The organism is Paenibacillus sp. UNC451MF, from assembly GCF_000686845.1.
GTDB lineage: Bacteria > Bacillota > Bacilli > Paenibacillales > NBRC-103111 > Paenibacillus_S.
The window spans coordinates 1-16,882 of record NZ_JMLS01000050.1 but is presented as its reverse complement, the minus strand read 5'-3'; the positions used below and the strand labels follow the sequence as shown (position 1 = coordinate 16,882).

Annotated in this window: 15 protein-coding genes and 2 pseudogenes; 4 read left to right on the top strand and 13 right to left on the bottom strand. The window is 41.6% G+C overall.

Features of this window, described 5'->3' with window-relative positions:
* Positions 1-425: 425 nt before the first annotated feature.
* The gene (locus BP97_RS0130030) at positions 426-701 is read right to left on the bottom strand and encodes a hypothetical protein (RefSeq protein ID WP_028552418.1); all 276 of its coding nucleotides are present in this window, start codon (positions 699-701) and stop codon (positions 426-428) included.
* A 1,662-nt stretch (positions 702-2,363) separates the two neighbouring features.
* Between BP97_RS0130030 and BP97_RS0130015 the strand changes: the two genes are divergently transcribed.
* The gene (locus BP97_RS0130015; protein ID WP_028552416.1) at positions 2,364-2,825 is read left to right on the top strand and encodes a fibronectin type III domain-containing protein; all 462 of its coding nucleotides are present in this window, start codon (positions 2,364-2,366) and stop codon (positions 2,823-2,825) included.
* 411 nt (positions 2,826-3,236) lie between these two features.
* Here the strand turns inward: BP97_RS0130015 and BP97_RS0130010 are convergent, their stop codons facing one another.
* Positions 3,237-3,704, bottom strand: coding sequence for an SgcJ/EcaC family oxidoreductase (locus BP97_RS0130010; RefSeq protein WP_064745757.1), 468 nt, complete (start codon positions 3,702-3,704; stop codon positions 3,237-3,239).
* Here BP97_RS0130010 and BP97_RS0130005 point away from each other — a divergent pair.
* The gene (locus BP97_RS0130005) at positions 3,688-4,074 is read left to right on the top strand and encodes a MarR family winged helix-turn-helix transcriptional regulator (RefSeq protein ID WP_081824433.1); all 387 of its coding nucleotides are present in this window, start codon (positions 3,688-3,690) and stop codon (positions 4,072-4,074) included. The genes BP97_RS0130010 and BP97_RS0130005 overlap by 17 nt on opposite strands.
* Before the next feature lie 275 nt (positions 4,075-4,349).
* On the opposite strand, the gene BP97_RS37905 is transcribed toward BP97_RS0130005, so the two are convergent.
* The 6 genes and pseudogenes from BP97_RS37905 to BP97_RS37900 all read right to left on the bottom strand — a co-directional run bounded on the left by BP97_RS37905 (position 4,350) and on the right by BP97_RS37900 (position 9,101).
* On the bottom strand, positions 4,350-5,828 hold the full coding sequence (locus BP97_RS37905; protein ID WP_064745756.1) for an FAD-dependent oxidoreductase: 1,479 nt from the start codon (positions 5,826-5,828) through the stop codon (positions 4,350-4,352).
* 130 nt (positions 5,829-5,958) lie between these two features.
* Positions 5,959-6,288, bottom strand: a pseudogene (locus BP97_RS0129995) (monooxygenase); the annotation flags it as partial.
* Between the two features lie 157 nt (positions 6,289-6,445).
* On the bottom strand, positions 6,446-6,895 hold the full coding sequence (locus BP97_RS0129990; RefSeq protein ID WP_028552413.1) for a MarR family winged helix-turn-helix transcriptional regulator: 450 nt from the start codon (positions 6,893-6,895) through the stop codon (positions 6,446-6,448).
* A gap of 283 nt (positions 6,896-7,178) precedes the next feature.
* Positions 7,179-7,526: a VOC family protein gene (locus tag BP97_RS0129985; RefSeq protein ID WP_028552412.1), complete on the bottom strand. Its 348-nt coding sequence runs from the start codon at positions 7,524-7,526 to the stop codon at positions 7,179-7,181.
* A gap of 424 nt (positions 7,527-7,950) precedes the next feature.
* Positions 7,951-8,748: an aminoglycoside nucleotidyltransferase ANT(9) gene (ant(9), locus tag BP97_RS0129980; RefSeq protein WP_028552411.1), complete on the bottom strand. Its 798-nt coding sequence runs from the start codon at positions 8,746-8,748 to the stop codon at positions 7,951-7,953.
* A 59-nt stretch (positions 8,749-8,807) separates the two neighbouring features.
* Complete coding sequence (locus BP97_RS37900) at positions 8,808-9,101, bottom strand: hypothetical protein (protein WP_051621056.1); 294 nt, start codon at positions 9,099-9,101, stop codon at positions 8,808-8,810.
* 479 nt (positions 9,102-9,580) lie between these two features.
* Here BP97_RS37900 and BP97_RS0129970 point away from each other — a divergent pair, with 479 nt between their 5' ends.
* The gene (locus BP97_RS0129970; RefSeq protein ID WP_028552410.1) at positions 9,581-10,396 is read left to right on the top strand and encodes a class I SAM-dependent methyltransferase; all 816 of its coding nucleotides are present in this window, start codon (positions 9,581-9,583) and stop codon (positions 10,394-10,396) included.
* A gap of 307 nt (positions 10,397-10,703) precedes the next feature.
* Here BP97_RS0129970 and BP97_RS0129965 read toward each other — a convergent pair whose 3' ends face one another.
* Positions 10,704-11,867, bottom strand: coding sequence for a serine hydrolase domain-containing protein (locus BP97_RS0129965; RefSeq protein ID WP_231506495.1), 1,164 nt, complete (start codon positions 11,865-11,867; stop codon positions 10,704-10,706).
* Positions 11,868-12,423: 556 nt separating this feature from the next.
* On the opposite strand from BP97_RS0129965, the gene BP97_RS41795 reads away from it, so the two are divergent.
* Positions 12,424-12,576 (top strand): AraC family transcriptional regulator, encoded by a 153-nt coding sequence (locus tag BP97_RS41795; RefSeq protein WP_156043406.1) that lies wholly within the window; start codon positions 12,424-12,426, stop codon positions 12,574-12,576.
* 60 nt (positions 12,577-12,636) lie between these two features.
* On the opposite strand, the gene BP97_RS0129955 is transcribed toward BP97_RS41795, so the two are convergent.
* The 4 genes and pseudogenes from BP97_RS0129955 to BP97_RS37895 form a co-directional block, all read right to left on the bottom strand.
* A complete protein-coding gene (locus tag BP97_RS0129955; protein ID WP_028552407.1) occupies positions 12,637-13,944 on the bottom strand; it encodes an ABC transporter substrate-binding protein in 1,308 nt (435 codons plus the stop codon).
* Positions 13,945-14,798: 854 nt separating this feature from the next.
* A pseudogene (locus tag BP97_RS41790) lies at positions 14,799-14,963 on the bottom strand (IS110 family transposase); the annotation flags it as partial.
* Between the two features lie 262 nt (positions 14,964-15,225).
* Entirely contained in the window at positions 15,226-16,575 is a 1,350-nt protein-coding gene (locus tag BP97_RS0129950) for an FAD-dependent oxidoreductase (RefSeq protein WP_036746812.1), read from the bottom strand.
* A gap of 62 nt (positions 16,576-16,637) precedes the next feature.
* Positions 16,638-16,882, bottom strand: a 245-nt coding sequence (locus BP97_RS37895; protein ID WP_036746810.1) for a hypothetical protein, incomplete at its 5' end; no start/stop codon positions are given.

The window sequence follows — 16,882 nt, the reverse complement described above, 5'->3', positions numbered from 1 at the left end:
GAAACTTAAACCCACCTAATCCATATGTACTTTTAATTGATGAGTATTAATCTTGTTTATCAAAATCGAACGTTAATTGCTTATTAAATAATTCTCCTCTGCCATCAATGTAGGACCAAGTTATTATGTCTTTGGTGTTTTCTACAAATAAAGATACAGCCCCACATTCCAGATCAGCACATGCAGGGCATATGATATATGAAATCGGACGCAAAAGAACTTACATATTTCTATTGATTCGTAATCTCAATAGCAAGAAAAATAACACCATAAATAAGTAAAAATCCGTATAAAAGGTATTTTATTAACTTTGCCATGTCTTCCGAAATAATTTGCCTTTCGACTAGAGAGATTTGCTACTGCTTTTAGATGGGTTTAAGTTTCCTTGAAGTAACGTACCCGTTTACTTTATGCACCGTCTGTTCTTAAATACCGAAATGAATTATTAATTGATTATCATTTGAAGCTTTGACAGCTAAACCAATCAAGTGTTCTAATTGACTTTGTATTTTTTCTCTCTGCATCCTACTGCTTGTCTGTTGCCAGTAACCTTCTCCGTTCTCCTCCTCTTTCCAAATGATATCTCCTTTTAAACTAAATGTGTCTGGTGCTTCATCGATTAATTTAATCCACTTATCTAATATCTTTATTAGCTTCTCTAACCCTGACTTATAAATAACTGTTACCCCATAGTAATTCAAGCCTTTCCCACTTTCCTTAGTTGAGGGGTTATATGAGGGCATCCAGTACAAGAAGTCCATCATGTACTGGACCATATCATCTGATAATTCAATTTTATCATTCCATGTATACCGATTAATGCTGTACTATACATATCTGTCATTTAAGAAAAAACTCGTGTGTTAAACTCATCTAAATCACCTTGGGATTTCCCATGTAAATTTATTGGCGTACAGAACTTATTATTAACACATTGGAACTATTCTGACCGTTTGCCCGGTAGCAAAAAGCGGCTGCCGAAATATACCAGCAGCCGTGTTTTAGTTGTTTATTGAGTTAACGTGCCCGTTAGTTGAACCACTTCAACCTTTTTCTCTTTCATATTTAATTTGCTCCAGTTGCTCTTTCCCCACCCCAATTAACTGTCCGGAGAAAATAAAGTATTAGACTGACTTAGTCGTTAAGCTAAACCGAGGGACGGGCAGAATCTTTTAATAGTACACAAAATTATGGAAAATTGTTACAATTATGTTATTACGATTACTTGGGGGTTAAAAAATGAAGAATCCAATGAAGCGGCTAGCCATATGCTGGATAATTTGTATCGTTCCCCTGTTATTGGGGCAGGTTTATCCTCCGGCCTTTCTGCTGTTGCCCACTCTATCCATTGCATTGATGGCGTACAGTTTAAATATGATGTTCGAAAACTCCCATAGGAAGAACTCAGTGCTGGGTACAATTCTAAGTTTCTCAAGTTTAATTGCAAGCGTCAGCTTGTTTTCGGCTATTTTTACATTGATGAACATATTTGAAGATTACAACAAACCCATCTATGTCTGGTTGGTGTTTATAGTGCCATTTATTCTTCTAATCCTATTCTCCATGTTGCAAATAGAGGCGCAATCCAGAGTTACAAAAAGAAATAGGAATTTCAGGAGGAATATTAAATAGAGAGAAATAAGAGTGACAGTTCAAAAGGGTTCCAATCATCCGAGATAGCCCTTCTCTAGAACTTCAAACTCTCGTTATTTCTCAATAATAAGAGGTAGTCTACGACTTTACTTTCCAAGTCAACAGACTACCTTTAGTTATTGCTGAGACTAGTCTAACACTTATTTATTAAAAAGCTGACGGTTCTATATGTATATAAATAGCGTAAAATCAGCGAGCCAGTCTAAAACTTTATTTTCCTCGTACATTAACACCGACATACATCTTCTATGTTGCATTAAACTATCCTCCCTCTATGGAGAATCGCTTAGCTCGTAAATACTCTCGTTTTCTCAGATTTTGTCCACAATTACTTCTTTTTAGATAACATTTCAATGGAATAAAGTTGTAGATGATGTAATTTATGGGTTTTCTACGGTGCAAAAAACTCTTCACCCAAACCACTTGATGAAAGTAGTGGATATAGTGACGAAGTATGGTTGCGCCTTAGATCTCTACATGGGGTCATGGTGGTCAACCCTCCCACATCTCGCAGAGTCTACGATCCCACATTCCTTCATTCAACCTGTCCTTGAGGTGGAGGTCAGATATACTGCGTGGCGAAGCCATCAAGGCGATGGGACTCGTATACGAATTATCAGGAGATACCCAGATACTGGATCGCATGATCTATTTCTGCGACGTGCTTTTACCGCGCTCATTTGAGTGGCCGTTACGGCGTTACGCCTGCAATGCTGCAGCCTCTAGCTAACATGTTCGTCGATGTGATGATCAAAGGGCCGAATTATTTTGCAGGGAGAGTAAATGGGACGGATGGCTCGGGCAACAGCGGTTCCACCTCTTATGCACGGCCAGGATATATTTTCTTGTCGGCTTTGAGACCAGATATGTATTATACGGTTGCCTATGCGAATGTGCCGAATTTTTCAACAACCGGTACAGATTCTTTTTCCAGAATGTTATGGGCGAAAAACTATCGATACGTTAACGGCATTACGGATACACAGCAGCCAAGCGCTCCTAGTAATTTGACGGCATTGGCTGTGACTTCTTCACAAATAAATCTGAACTGGACCGCTTCTACGGATAATAAAGGCATATTCCTTTATGATATTTACCGTGATACGGTTCGCATCGCTTCCACTTCAGCAACATCGTACAGCGATACAGGACTGAACGCATCGATAGCGTAGGACCTGAACCGTTTTCAATTAAAACAGCTTCTTCATTCTTCCGTCTTCGAAAGAAAAAATTCAACATATTGCTGGCAGCACTTCGTTCAATTTTTTAATTCCATTATAGTTATATTTACGTCATTATCCGGTACATTTAACTGTACATTTAACTATCGTTACCCCGCGTATTATGAGGTCAGCCAGTTTTTATTGGTTGCCCACTTTTGTTTTGGTGGTGTATTTATCGGAGTAGATCGGTCGTCCCCTGGGTCAAGTTTTTTTAGTCAAAGGCAAAACGGGGTCAGTTCCAGTCGACGTATAGCTTAACATAAAGAAATATCTAACTCCTCAAAAGATACTGTTTTTGATAACACATAGATTAACATCATTCTCGCAACCGTTTCGAAAATTGACAAATAGACTGGCATCTTAAAACGAAAAGGGGTTATTTGTGCTAACCTTCATAAATATTTTTTGCATGAGGCTTGGCCCCGAGATTCGGCTATTCTGAAAAGCAGCTATCTTCCACTCGCCATTTTGTTTGATGGCGACATTTGTATTGATGGAGTCTCTTTTCTTCGGAGCCGTTTTTTGCCATTTGAGTTTGACAGCACCCAGTCCATGAAAAATCGCTAATTCTGGTGTAATGAAGTGAATCTTCTTTATCTCACCTTCCAAAGTCGATCCCCTCAATACGCTGTTCCAAAGCTCTTGATGCGTATCGGCAATCGCCCTTCTCCCTTGCAAATGATCACCTTGAAACGTCACATAGTCAGCATCCTCCGTGAAACAAGCGCCATAGGCCTCGCCATCCCCTCTGTCCCATGCCAACTTCAGCTTCTCAAAAAAAATTTCGATCTCCCTAACACCGTTTCGAATTATGTTACACCAACTCATTTCTGAAAAATTGGGGTTGAATGCGACCGACCACAAGTGCTTGGATTTTTTGAATCGTACCGGACCTGTAACCGCCGGTCACTTGGCACAATTAACTGGATTGACGACAGGCGCTGTGACCAATGTGATCGATCGGTTAGAGCAGGCCGGTTATGTCATTAGGGATAGTGATCCGAAAGATAGAAGACGTGTTGTGGTCAAACCTGCTGAAGGCAGTTCGGCCCAAATCTCCCCCCTGTTCAATTCGGTTATGCAGTCAACAATTCAGATTCTTTCGCAGTACGATGAGCAGCAAACACTGCTGATTCTTGAATTTATCCGAATGTGCAATGAAATGACATTGGCTGAAATGGAAAAAATGAAGAAATAAGCTGATTACAACAAAACCTCGTCGGAGTAAGATTATCGTCCATTGCAGTTGCTAGAAAAGGCGTACGACAGTCATTGACCTCAAATCAAACGAAGGCAGCTCCGGGTACTTCACCCATAGCTGCCTTCTTTCAATGCTTTCGGATTCTGATCCGCGATGATAGTTGCACGCTTATTTCACGAATACACTTGAAGCTTACCAAAAAACCAGCGAATCTTGCTTCGCTGGTTTAATCAGATGGCTTATTAGGTCACATTAAACGACGGCAACAGATGTCAGCTGCAGGAAGAATTTGTTTTTTGCACTACTGCAACAGGAATTTCCGTTTGTGTTGTTGTGCAGCAGCTCTCAGCCTTTGCCTCGCTTGTTGTAGTATTTATAGTACTGGGAGTGCAACAACTTTCGGGGCTTTTTCCGGGTGAATTTTTTATACTACATACACCTGTTTCTGGTAAATCCAGTTCAACCTTCAATGCTGCTTCATAATCACCTGCCAGATATGCTACAACGGATCTTACTTGCTCATAACCGGTTGCCATCAGAAAGGTTGGAGCGCGACCATAACTTTTCATTCCAACAATGTAAAATCCTTTTTCTACATGACGAAGCTCTTTTTCCCCATGGGGGCGCACTGTACCGCAGCTATGAACATTAGGATCGATAAGTGGTGCTAATGTGTCTACACTTTCTGTAGCTTGATCGATGTTTAATCGCAGTTCCCTCAAGAAGGAGAAATCCGGCCTGCTTCCTGTGTTTACAATAATTTCGTCGATGCCGGTTATATCCATAGCTGACTGACTACGTGTTCCACTTATTGTAATCTTAGTATCATTAGATCTTATTCGTTGGATTCTAAATGGAGTGACGACCTCGATTTGTTTTGAATCTACCAGATGATGAATACGTGTCCCAAGCTCACCCCGCGCCGCAAGTTGATCGCTCTCTTCCCCGCCGTATGCATCCTCCACTTTGTTTTTTCGCATAATCCATACAATTTCTGTTTCCGGATGGGATTCCTTCAATTCCGCGAGATCTAATAGCGTATTTAAAGCCGAATGGCCTCCACCGACAACTGCAATACGCTTGCCAATATACTTAGTCTCGTCTTTACCCTTTATATCGGGTATACCGTAGAAAATATGGTTGCTCAGTGATTGTTCTTCTTGCGTCCATACGCCACTTGCGTAAACTGGATTTGAATGTCCCCAGGTTCCCGAAGCATCAATTACTGCTTTAGCCTCATAAACCTGAAGCGTTCCTTTAACTTCTGCATATACCTCAAAAGGAAGACTCTCTCGATTCACAGATTTCATTTTATCTGTATCTTTTCTGCTGACAGCAACTACTTTAGTGTTAAAAACAAGCTGAGATTTGATTTTTGGCAGCTGTGCCAGAGGCAATAAATATCGCTCCAACAATTCACGTCCCGTAGGCAGCTCATCATGCGCAGGAGCCACCCAACCCTGAGCGGATAATAATCTTTTGGCTGCTTTATCAACATTATATTGCCATGGAGAGAATAAGCGAACATGGCCCCACTCAGAAACATTATGGCCAACATGTTCTCCAGACTCAAGTAGAATGAATTTCTCCCCTCTCTCCACTAAATGAGCAGCAGCCGCTAAACCAATTGGGCCTGCTCCAATAATAACGACTGGCAAATGCTTCGAGAATTGTTGGATGACATGTATCTCTTCATTCCTATTCTGCGTTGTGCAGCAAGAACCTGTTTGAGTAAGTTCGATATCCTTCATAATTATTACTACCTCCAATGAAATTTATAATCTAAAAAAAGACTAAGAATGGTTACTTCCAAATACAACTCAATTCATGCCACTCACATTTTCTGAAATATTATCGGTAAGGTACATGGATGTTCAATATTTAAGATGATGTAAGCTTTTGCATAACAAAATTTACGTCTGGCCCCACCCCCCTTAAGGTGGCAGAAGCAAAGGAGCGTTGCCCTTCCAGCCCCACATAATAAAGTCCCGGCACTACACTAATGCCTGCTTTATGTAGTGGCCTTCCTTCTGCGCCCAGTGTGCGCATCGCTTGAAGATAAGGAAGATGAGGCCGATAGTCAGTAGCGTAAATCACCGTGTCCACCGATTCTTTGGTCCCGTTCGGCCAAACGACACCGTCGGCATAAAAGGACGTAAACATCGGCTGTTGATCCGGCTTTCCTGCAGCTACTCGTTCTTTGTATTGACCCGAAAAATATCGAATTGCTTCCTCTCGCTGCGGATAACCATTAGGCTCGCTGGGGAACTTCATTGCCTGCCCTCCTCCAATGACTATTGTATCCAGCACTTCATTCATACAAGCACCTTGATAATGTTTGCATATTGCAAATATTTCAGGAAAGAAATCACCCCAGAGGGGTTGTGCAGCATTGGCTGGACTTCGCCATGGCTTCATTCAAAAGTTTGATGGAGCGAATGACGGTTTCTTTTTCAAACTCGTTCATGTGCGAAAAGACTTCACCTAAATAAGCGCTCATTTGCTGGTCTATCGTTGCAGCAACGTACTTACCTTCTGCCGTCAATGAAAGATTATACACCCTGCGATCGACCGGATCGGGCACTTTTTTCACTAAATTCATTTTAATTAATGATTGCACTTGCCGGCTAAAGGTCGTAATATCCGTACCTAATGCATCGGCTACCTGCTGAATAGAAGGCTTATGCTGATGGTCTATCTCATAAATAATATGGCTTTGAACTAAAGAAATATCTAAGCCTCCGGCAGAACAGCAATTTTTATTCAGAAAACCAAAACGGCGTGTCATGATTTGAAATAGTTCGCGAACGTTCTCCATGTGTTTCACCTCTTAATATAGTTATATACTAAATACTTGCAAATTGCAAGTTAATGCAATTAAAGTTTATACATCAAAAAGGAAACCACTCATCAAGCGGTTTCCTACATACCTATTTTATGGGGATATAGTTTGTTAAGGGATTCTTTTTGTGATGGATTAATATCAATAGCGCTCTGGATGCTCTTTGCTTTGGCTTCTTCACCGTTTCGCTTAGTCCCAAAGCCAGCAACAATTCAACAATAGTACCCGTTTAGCTCAATAGCAAATGAATTACAGCTCATTATTTCTCCCAAAGCTCGACCAGTCGACCTTCAGGATCTTCAATCCAAATAAAATTTCCAAATTCACTAATCTCTTTTTTCTTTGCAAGAGGTACACCAATATGTTCAAGATGCTTAATAGTCTCGTTTAGATTATGTACTTGGAAATTTAACATCACTTGTTGTTCTGTTGGAAAATAACTGTCATTCTCGGTAAAGAAAGAAAAGATAGTCTCGTTTCCTGATTGGGGCTTTATCACAGTCCCATTCCAGTTTTCTATTTCAATCTTCAACACTTCACTGTACCATTTTTTTATAACTTCAAGATTCTTAGTTCGCCAAAATATTCCTCCGAAACCTTTTATCATCGTATCTAACTCCTGTCTATCATCAAATTTTTAGCTACCCGATTTAAATTTAAGTTCCTTTTTCAACTATACTGCCCAATAGCTTAATAAGGTGATTATCCTCGGTAACCTTACTTGAATAATAAGAAACGTTTTAATCAAATTTTATTATATCGCGTTTGCGATGCGATCCGATCCGTGTTACCTCTCAAGCCCATATTTTACGATAAATAAAAAGAGTCCGTTTTGAAAAAAAGATTGATCAAAATAGATTCTTTCTTTGTGAAGTATTGTTCAATTTTTATAAAAAAGTTTGATTATTTTAGGTCGTTTCATCGGTTCAATAGAACCATTTTCCCTTTATTTCTGTTTAAGGATTCTGCAATATCTCATTGATAATTATATAATTCCAAAAAAAGTATACAATATTCCTACTATATTGTTATCACTTCTCCTGAATTTGGCTAAGACAAGATTCTATAGATTTTTTCATATGATTAGCAAGTGCTGTCACCTCAGAATCCAGTCCTTCCCACTTATCAACATATTCTCCACGATAGGCTTTTCTGGCTAAGTCGAGTAAAGTTGAATATTCTTTGGGCAACAGAGGTAAAGCCCAATTTGCAGCCACATCTTTTGGAGAAATTTCACCATTAGACGCTGTCTGCCACATTCGAGCCAGGGTTAAAATCACATTACGCTCATCACCTTTGATACCCTCAATCACCCCTGGTAAAGACTCCTTAATCGCTCTTCGAATATCTGTCATCGGAATAGGGTCAAGTATATCTGAAGCATCAGGACCAAATAGAGAAATGCTATTCTTTCTCGCTTGTAATAAAACAATAGCTAAATCAGGGTCATAGGTTGGTTCCTGGATTTGTCCTTTCTCAAACTCACTCCTGAGCCACTCACCATAAATAAATTCATTTCTTGGTGGATATCGCCAAGGTACAACATCACTATGTTTAATAATCGTGACTTCAAGTGGTCTCACAGAATCTGTATTACCTATTTTTCCAGATATAAGCATTAGTCTGTCTGTTAGTTTTTTTCGAGTTACTTCAGGTAAACTATAATTCACAACTGCTATGATATCTACATCACTATTAATACATAAACCACCATTTACTGCAGAACCAAATAGAAATACCGCGACTATCGAACTTCCAAGCAACTCTTCTACGACTTTTGATGCTTGCATCGCTTGCTTTGGTATTTTTTCGTTAATCAAATCGCTCATCAACTACAAACTCCTCTCCTCTGATTATGTTCGTATAATGTACGTTTATGTTGGTTTCATCAGTGTTCAATTAAATGACCGAAAATACTTCTTCTAATATCCGTCAAACAGGTCAACCAATAAAACAGCGCATGCAATGTATCTTCAAAATCATCTGAAAAGGGCAGCTTTGTTGAACCTGCAAAGATCACTGTTGGTTCATTCTGCTCATAGTCATAAACACAAAATGTTTCTCCAATATCCTTCATTTCAAAACCGACATTGTATTTATCAATGATGGCCGTTATCTCTTGCTCCTCACTATTGGTAAGGTTATGGTTTCTCATACAAGTGTAATAAACAGAAATTCCCATGCTAACATTTCTCCTTTTTTCTTAGTATATCGAAACTAAGGTTCCCATGTATAATTTATCGACGATGATCAGTATTTTTAGCACCAATCCTTCGGCCGCCAGCTTGTCGATTTCGGTGTCAAAGCGGGATCCTGCAATTGCAATTTTGAAGGTTTTACCATGCTTCAGTCATTTATCCTCCTGCTGTTACGTCGTGCGTTGAAATGGCAAATAGTACAACCTCCTTATGGTTATCACGAATTTCTCCGCAGAGGTGTACTTTACTGATATCATGCTGCAGGCCGTTACCATTGCCACAGGATGGGGGTCATGTCTGCGGGATCAAATGGATGATATGAGGTGGATTTGTTCATATATAAATGGTAAATTATTCTATGGTTAATACCGCAGAGTGTTCGTGTTCGATATGTGTTATTGGGAACGCGCAAGTCGGGATATACGTTTAGGCTCATATTATTTATATTTGGGAGGGTGTCTGTATGGACAAGAATTCTGTCTATAGAACAAACACAAATATTATAGGCGGTAGTGAGGTTGGCGCCATCTCGGTCGACATGGATAAGAGTGTTATTCATGAAACAAACAGCTTATTTTGGGATACAAAAGGAAATGATGTTTTAGGAGCAACCTCACTTCCTTTATATGGAGCATTTGTCTCAGAAGAAAAATGCCAGATTTTTGGCGATGTCTCAGGAAAAAAGATGCTGGAAATAGGCTGTGGAAGCGGTCAATCTTTGCAATATCTGGGGGAACGCAAAGCATCTGAACTATGGGGTATGGATATGTCAGAAAACCAAATCGAAAAGACAAGGCAGCATTTGGCGGAGTGCGGTCTTTCAGCAAAATTGATCTGTTCTCCCATGGAAGAGGAATGTGGCCTACCAGTGGATTATTTTGACTTTGTTTATTCGATTTATGCCATAGGTTGGACAACCGACCTTGAGGGTACTTTTTGCCGGATTGCTTCTTACCTTAAAAAAGACGGCGTATTTATTTTCAGTTGGTCTCACCCAATACACAAATGTGTTGTTGCAGAAAATAATATGCTTGTATTTAAAAAATGTTATTTCGATGAATCTTGGTATTCAGTATCTCTTGACGAAAGTACACTAACATTATCGGACCGTAAACTATCAACCTATGTGAATGCGTTGGCAAAAGCAGGATTTGTAATTGAGCAAATGATTGAGCAATCTGATGATGAAATTATGCAATTGCGGGACGAAAACAGCGATTTTGTAAAAAAAGCAAAGATGCTTCCTGTAACTTTTGTAATCAAAGCAAGAAAACTCTAGCATCCAATCGAAATAGGATAAAGATCATTGATTTACTTAAAAACCATTATACTGGCGCTATTATCTAGTCTCCTCTTCTCTGCAGTATTTGGAACAGATTCTTGGCACAGATCGGCAAACTAAATTCTTGACACTCGACAACGGCATGCTGCCAGCAATTTTCTACTTCTTCTTTTGTCTCATACATTATATATTACAATTTTCAGGCTCAAAATAAATAAGTTCGTGAATAATATGCCTGCCAGCATGAATTAAGAATGGCCCGACTAATAAAACGATGTCGGGCCATTCTTTTCAAGGCATAATATTAAGATTCAGCGTTACTTAGTTTCTCACGGATTAGATCAGATACAAGTCGATCAGGGGACCGATTTCCCCTTCCAACCTTCATACGATTACACAGTATCGCTACGGCAAGGCATTTCGATGGGTCGGCATATCCAATCATGCCGCCCAAACCGGCATAGCCGAAAGCCATCGGGTTACCCCCCATGGGATCACCTTCTTGACTAAGGCAATAGCCAAGTCCCAATTTTATGGGAGCAAGCGCAACTTCATCGATGCCTTCAAAATGCAGTGACGTCGCTTCCACTACGGAAGCTGGTTCAAGCAGACGTCTACCACCATCCACACCGTGGCCAATCAGTGAGGCATACATACACGCTAACGCCTGAGCCGTTGCTACAACATTTACGGCAGGTACGGCCGCTGCATGGAACCAGGGTGAATTCCATTCAGGATTTGCAACGGGGACCAGGGCAGGAAGCAAAACTCGCTTGAAAAGCATGTCATCCGGCATGAAAGCAATCGGTACTGCTTCGCCGCTAATCTCAGCGATACGGGATTCTGCTTCCGAAGAAGCGCTTAAGTACAGATCCATTTCGATACCTAAAGGCTTGCATATCTCGTCATGAACAATTTGAGCAAAAGTTCGCCCATCCGCTCGGGATGCGGTTTCCCCCAAAATCCAGCCGAAGGTTAGACCATGGTAACCAGACTTACTGCCAGGCTCCCAGATTGGCTCTAGTTTCTCCATCTCACTGACCATCGCTCGCCAGTCCGTGATGAGCCGCATATCCGCGTAAGTGGGCATCAAGGGAACTCCTGCCGTATGGGTAAGCATCTGACGGAGAGTAATCTGATCCTTGCCATTCGCTCCGAATTCAGGCCAGTAATGGGAAATCCGCTCATCATAAGCCAGTTTGCCCTGTTGGACGAGAATATGAATGGCAGTTGAAACAATGCCTTTGGAGCAAGATTGCACAACGAATAAGGTATCTGAGTCAACGGATCGTCGTCCCGCGGAATCCGCACTGCCTGAAAAAGCATTCAGAACCAACTTCCCATGCCAATAGGCTGCTACTTGAAATCCTGCGCCGATATCGTCTTCCGCGAGTTCATCTAACAACTGCTGGACATGATTTTGAAGATCCACGAGAATTTGATTTTTTCTAATGAATGAATTGGTCAATGCACTCAACTCCCTTATAATATTTATACAATAAGGTGCAGAGCCCATCCTTAGAAACGTCACGCGGGCGAACAGAGTTACTTATGTCTGCCCATGTAAAGGTTCGCCCTAAGAATAGGCTTTGCATGAGCTGCGTAGCATACTGACAAAATGATTTGCCATCAAAATCGACCACCCTTCACTGGGAATTTTAGCAAAAAACCATCAATGCCTCAACATCAAAAAAATATATAAATAAACTTTACAAAAAAAACAACAGTAATATCCGTACTCGGATGCTGAGCCACCTTTTATCATACGCTACCCAGACTCCCATATACCACGACCTTCTCATGTAAACCAATTCTAAAACCGATCGTATGCATAACAGTAGACTGCTCATGAAGCTGGTAGGCTGTTGTTGTGATCTCATCCCGCGACTTTCTTCTCTTGCTATTTAAACTTCTTCTTTGAAGAAGATAAGTAAACATACGTAAAATCTTTATCATCTTGATTTGTAATTTTCATTAAATCCTCCTCTCATCATTTATCGCTAGCATTTGATTCTGCATCTGGCATGCTTAATTTAAACAAATCTCATCTTTCTAGACTTTTTCTTAGAACTACACATCATTCTATTGGGCAAATTGCTTTTGATTGCGGGCTTAATGACATTAATTATTTTTCAAAAACTTTTAAAGAATCAACAGGGCCTTCTCCTCTGCAGTAATGGAAACATCAAAAACGAAAAAGTCCATGATAGCATGGACTTTTTCGTTAACCGAATGATTTATTTTTTTAATTTTTCCTCAATAGCTTTGTTCGCCTTTTCTTCCGTTTCCCGTAAGACCGTATTAACATCTTTCCCTGCTGCCAATTCTTTAGCCCCAGCATCGAGTGCTGAACGAACTAAAGCGTCATATTCAGTAAGAGGGTTGTTTATCTTGCGTGTTTTTGACTTAAATATACCGCTAATGTTTTTTCCTTTGAGATAAGGTACATTTGTACCATACTGTGTTTGAAAATCCGATTTGGCTAAAGCGGAAATTTTTCCACTTTTGCTCAGTTCAGCTTGCACCTCATCGGAAGTAAAGATCGACATCACTTGAAAAGCTTCATTCTTATATTTGCTTTGCTTATTCAGCATGATCGTATGTGGGGTAATGATACGGCCTGTACCGATCGCTTCAGAATAGTTGGGAAGCGAGACAAAATCCCATGGAAATTTATCTGCGATACTCGGGTCCGTGCTCGCTATCATATCGGGAACCCAGGCGGTCAGCATGGCTATATTACCGTTCTTAAAGAAATCACTGCTACCATAACTGAGTTTCTTATCCTCTCCTAGAAATCCAGGAACATCGATCATATCTTTCATCGTGGTGAGAACTTTTTTCCAATTATCGTTATTAATTGTCGTTTTGTTCGTAGCCGGATCAACGTAAGGTAAAGAAAGTCCATAACCTAAACGGGAAACCGTGTCAGGACTGAGTCCAATATATCGGATCCCGTTTTCTGTTTTGGTTACCTTGCGGGCCAACTGGATGATCTCATCCCAGTTCATCCCGTCTTTTGGATACGGGACAGCGAATTTATCAAAGATATCTTTATTATAGAGAAGAGCTGCGATGTTTTGCGCGACCGGTAAAGCGTACATGGCACCTTTTCCACCGCTGTAAACCTTAACAGCGTCTATGGCATTAGCGTCAAAACGGTTCAAATCGAAGTTGTTGCTCTTAATCAGAGTGTTCAGATCCTCTGGTACATCAAGTTCTCGCCAAAGAGGGGTATTAGCATCTGTCGTATAGATCAGATCAGGAACGATGCCTGCAGCCACTAATTCCTCCGGATTGGTGCCTGTCCCTTTTCGTACAATATTAAACGAAATATTAGGATATTTTTTTTGTACAGGCTGAACTATAAATTTATCGATTTCCTCATTGCTAATCGCCGCGTGCTGGTAGAGGGTAAGGGTTATCGGTTCGTTTGTAACTTTTGTTTGAATACTCCCTTTTTCATCCTTTACGCCCGTTCCTTGGCTGCAACCTGCAAGCGCTGTGATCAATACAACTGATGATGCAATTCTAATCAACTTCATATTGTTCCCCTCCTAATTGTCTCACTAACTAATGAAAACTTTAGTAAGCGGTTACAAAATTCGTGATAAATGATATATACACTCTGGCATCACCACATGAGAGAAAGCATATATAATATTTTTTATAAGGCACTTATAAATAGCCACCCTTCTCCTGACAGTTCGTGCCACCCGAGGCATGGAGGAGCATACCTTATCACGATGCAAAATACACATTAATATTAATTTCTAAGTTTTGTTGACGAACCTATGAATGGATTTTCATATATTGTTACACTTGATATGTAGAAATGAAAATATGCTCTTGTCGTCCTACAGTAATATTTTCAACTTGATATAAATGAAATGCTTTGTTTATCTTAACGAACCATGAATACACAATTGGTTTTTAAATATTTACCACCGTTTATGATAACGGCATCTTCTGTATGAGATTCAATAACACCTCCATAGTCAATGACTCTACCATTCTGCAAGACAGATACATGAAATCGAAAATATCGAGCATTATCAAAATCAAACTTATGGTTTAAAATACTCCCCTTTATCGGCATGTATTTGTTCAGTCCTTTACACTAATTATGTGGTTCAATATTAGTCATAATACTAGAAATGGGATGTCGATTGTATGAGAAACGTGATGCAAATGGTGACTATTATTGTCGATCAAACAAATCTTTCAACAAAATATCCGCATCTACTATGCGCATTTTAAATCACTAAACGAACAGTGGTGGTTTTTGTCCGAAGAAATAAATTTTTAGATTGGATTGTTGATCCTGAGTGGTAGACTCCAATTAAAACTAGTGGCAGTCTTTAAGTTCCCAGATTTATGTTTGTTTTGATTCCGTTGAGATTTTCCAGAACCAACTCACAAACAACTCGAATCCTTCCTGGGTGTTTTCAAACGTAATTGGCTTCTCAAACTCGGCTCCGCGGTGATCTTGTGCTCCAGCCACATGTTAGAATTTTGCGATGTCTACACCGATAATTAAGGTAGAAGACGTGATTTGATTAATTCGTTCATTTTAGCTAACATGCCCGTGGCCTCCAATAGGGAGTAGACACCTTTTGACGAAAATCATTCTTCCGACGTAGAGAAGCATTACTTCATTCGTCAACTATTCGTTTTACAAAGTAATTCAGCGCTAACCGGCGGCGGGTACAAACCGTGACTGATAGTGGTTCTACAAGATTCCGCTTATCACTGATTATAAGTAGAAAGAGCCGTCATCCTCACCATTATAGTGAGGATGACGGCTTCAGTAACAATCAGCGCTGTTAGTTCAATAGCGCTCCATCTTCTTCAAGCGTGCGCTGCAGCTCTGCAACGTCAATATCGGCCGGCACCTCGTTGTGCTTTACGGCGAGTCCCGCAGCCGAGCCTGCCGCCTGGCCGGTCGCCATGCAGCTGGGCGTCAGGCGCGTCGTAGCGAGCGCCTCGTGCGTGGTGGAGATGCAGCGGCCGCCTGTAAGCAGGTTATGAACCCGCTTTGGCAGCAAACAGCGGTAAGGGATATCATAGGCGCCGTCTCCATGTACCCATGCAGCCGTCACGCCTTTACCGGAAGGATCATGGATATCGATCGGATAGCCGCTGCGCGCGATCACATCGTCAAACCGGCGGCCCTGCACCACATCGTCTACCTGTAGCGCGTATAAGCCGTCGATGCGGCGTGTTTCGCGAATGCCGATCTGGGTGCCGACCGAAGAAATCGACGCCTTTTCAAAGCCCGGCAGGCTGCTGCGCATAAAGTCGGCGACCGCCAGCACCTGCTTGCGTCCGAGCTCCTCGGCTTCGGTCAAATCCTCGACATTCGTACCGTCCAGCCCCTGCACGCGGGTCGTATTGACTAGCACCTCATCGTCCGCAGGTCCGGTAAAGAATAGCACCTGATCGCGATTGATCGGCAGGTTCGCCGCTTTCCAATGCTTGTAATAGCCAAGCACCCCTGACAGATGAAGTTGAGGCAGTTCTTCAAACGGAGTTTTCTTATAAAACTCATCAGGATGCTCCATCATATACTGCTTCACTCGTGCAAGATCTACCCCCCGCATGCGGAACTTCATCGTCATCGGCTGAGTCAGCCTATCCACGTCCCGGCCTTGAATACAAGGAGCCCCCGCCAAATAGGCTATATCGGCATCTCCGGTTGTATCGATATAAATTTTACCGCGCACTTCGATCCTGCCGGATTTGGAGGTCAGCTGCACCGAATGAATCCTGCCATCAGAAGTCTCCACATGGTCTACGAAGCTATGCAAAAGAAGCTTAACGCCGGATTCCTTCAGCATGTCGAGCGCCAGCACCTTGTAAATCTCCGGGTGATACGGCGTTATCGTATGCACGAATCCAACGGTATCCCTTACGTGGCCGGGGGAAGCGTTTAATTCCATCAGGCGGTCGATGATTTCTTGAGCGATTCCTTTAATGACCTGCTTCCCGTCTATCGTATGGAAAGTCATCCAAGGGTACACCAGCGCCGCCGTCGACATACCGCCGATAAAGCCGTATTTCTCGATAAGCACCGTCTTCACCCCGCTCCTTCCCGCCGCGATAGCCGCATTGACCCCGGCCGGACCTCCCCCTACCACAACGATGTCCGCTTCTATGGTCTGTTTAATGTTCATATCCAGCCTCGCACCTCCTTATATCGATTTTCTGATTTCTATTATTAGGGAATTTCCGCTTCTCAATGCCTCAACTTTTGTTTGCCTGCGACTCCTGTTAGCCCATACTCAACATCGAACGTTTCGCCAACCTGTACACTATCAGTTCCGGATACTCGGGCGCTGATGCCTTCAACAGGAGGTTTGTCTTCCTCTAAGCTATATGTCTGCAGCACTAAATGCGGTCGCTCACTTGTCTTTTCCTTGCTGAAAATGGTGACATACCGGGCTTCTCCCTCTTGGCGCACCAAGAAACTGAAGTTTCCAG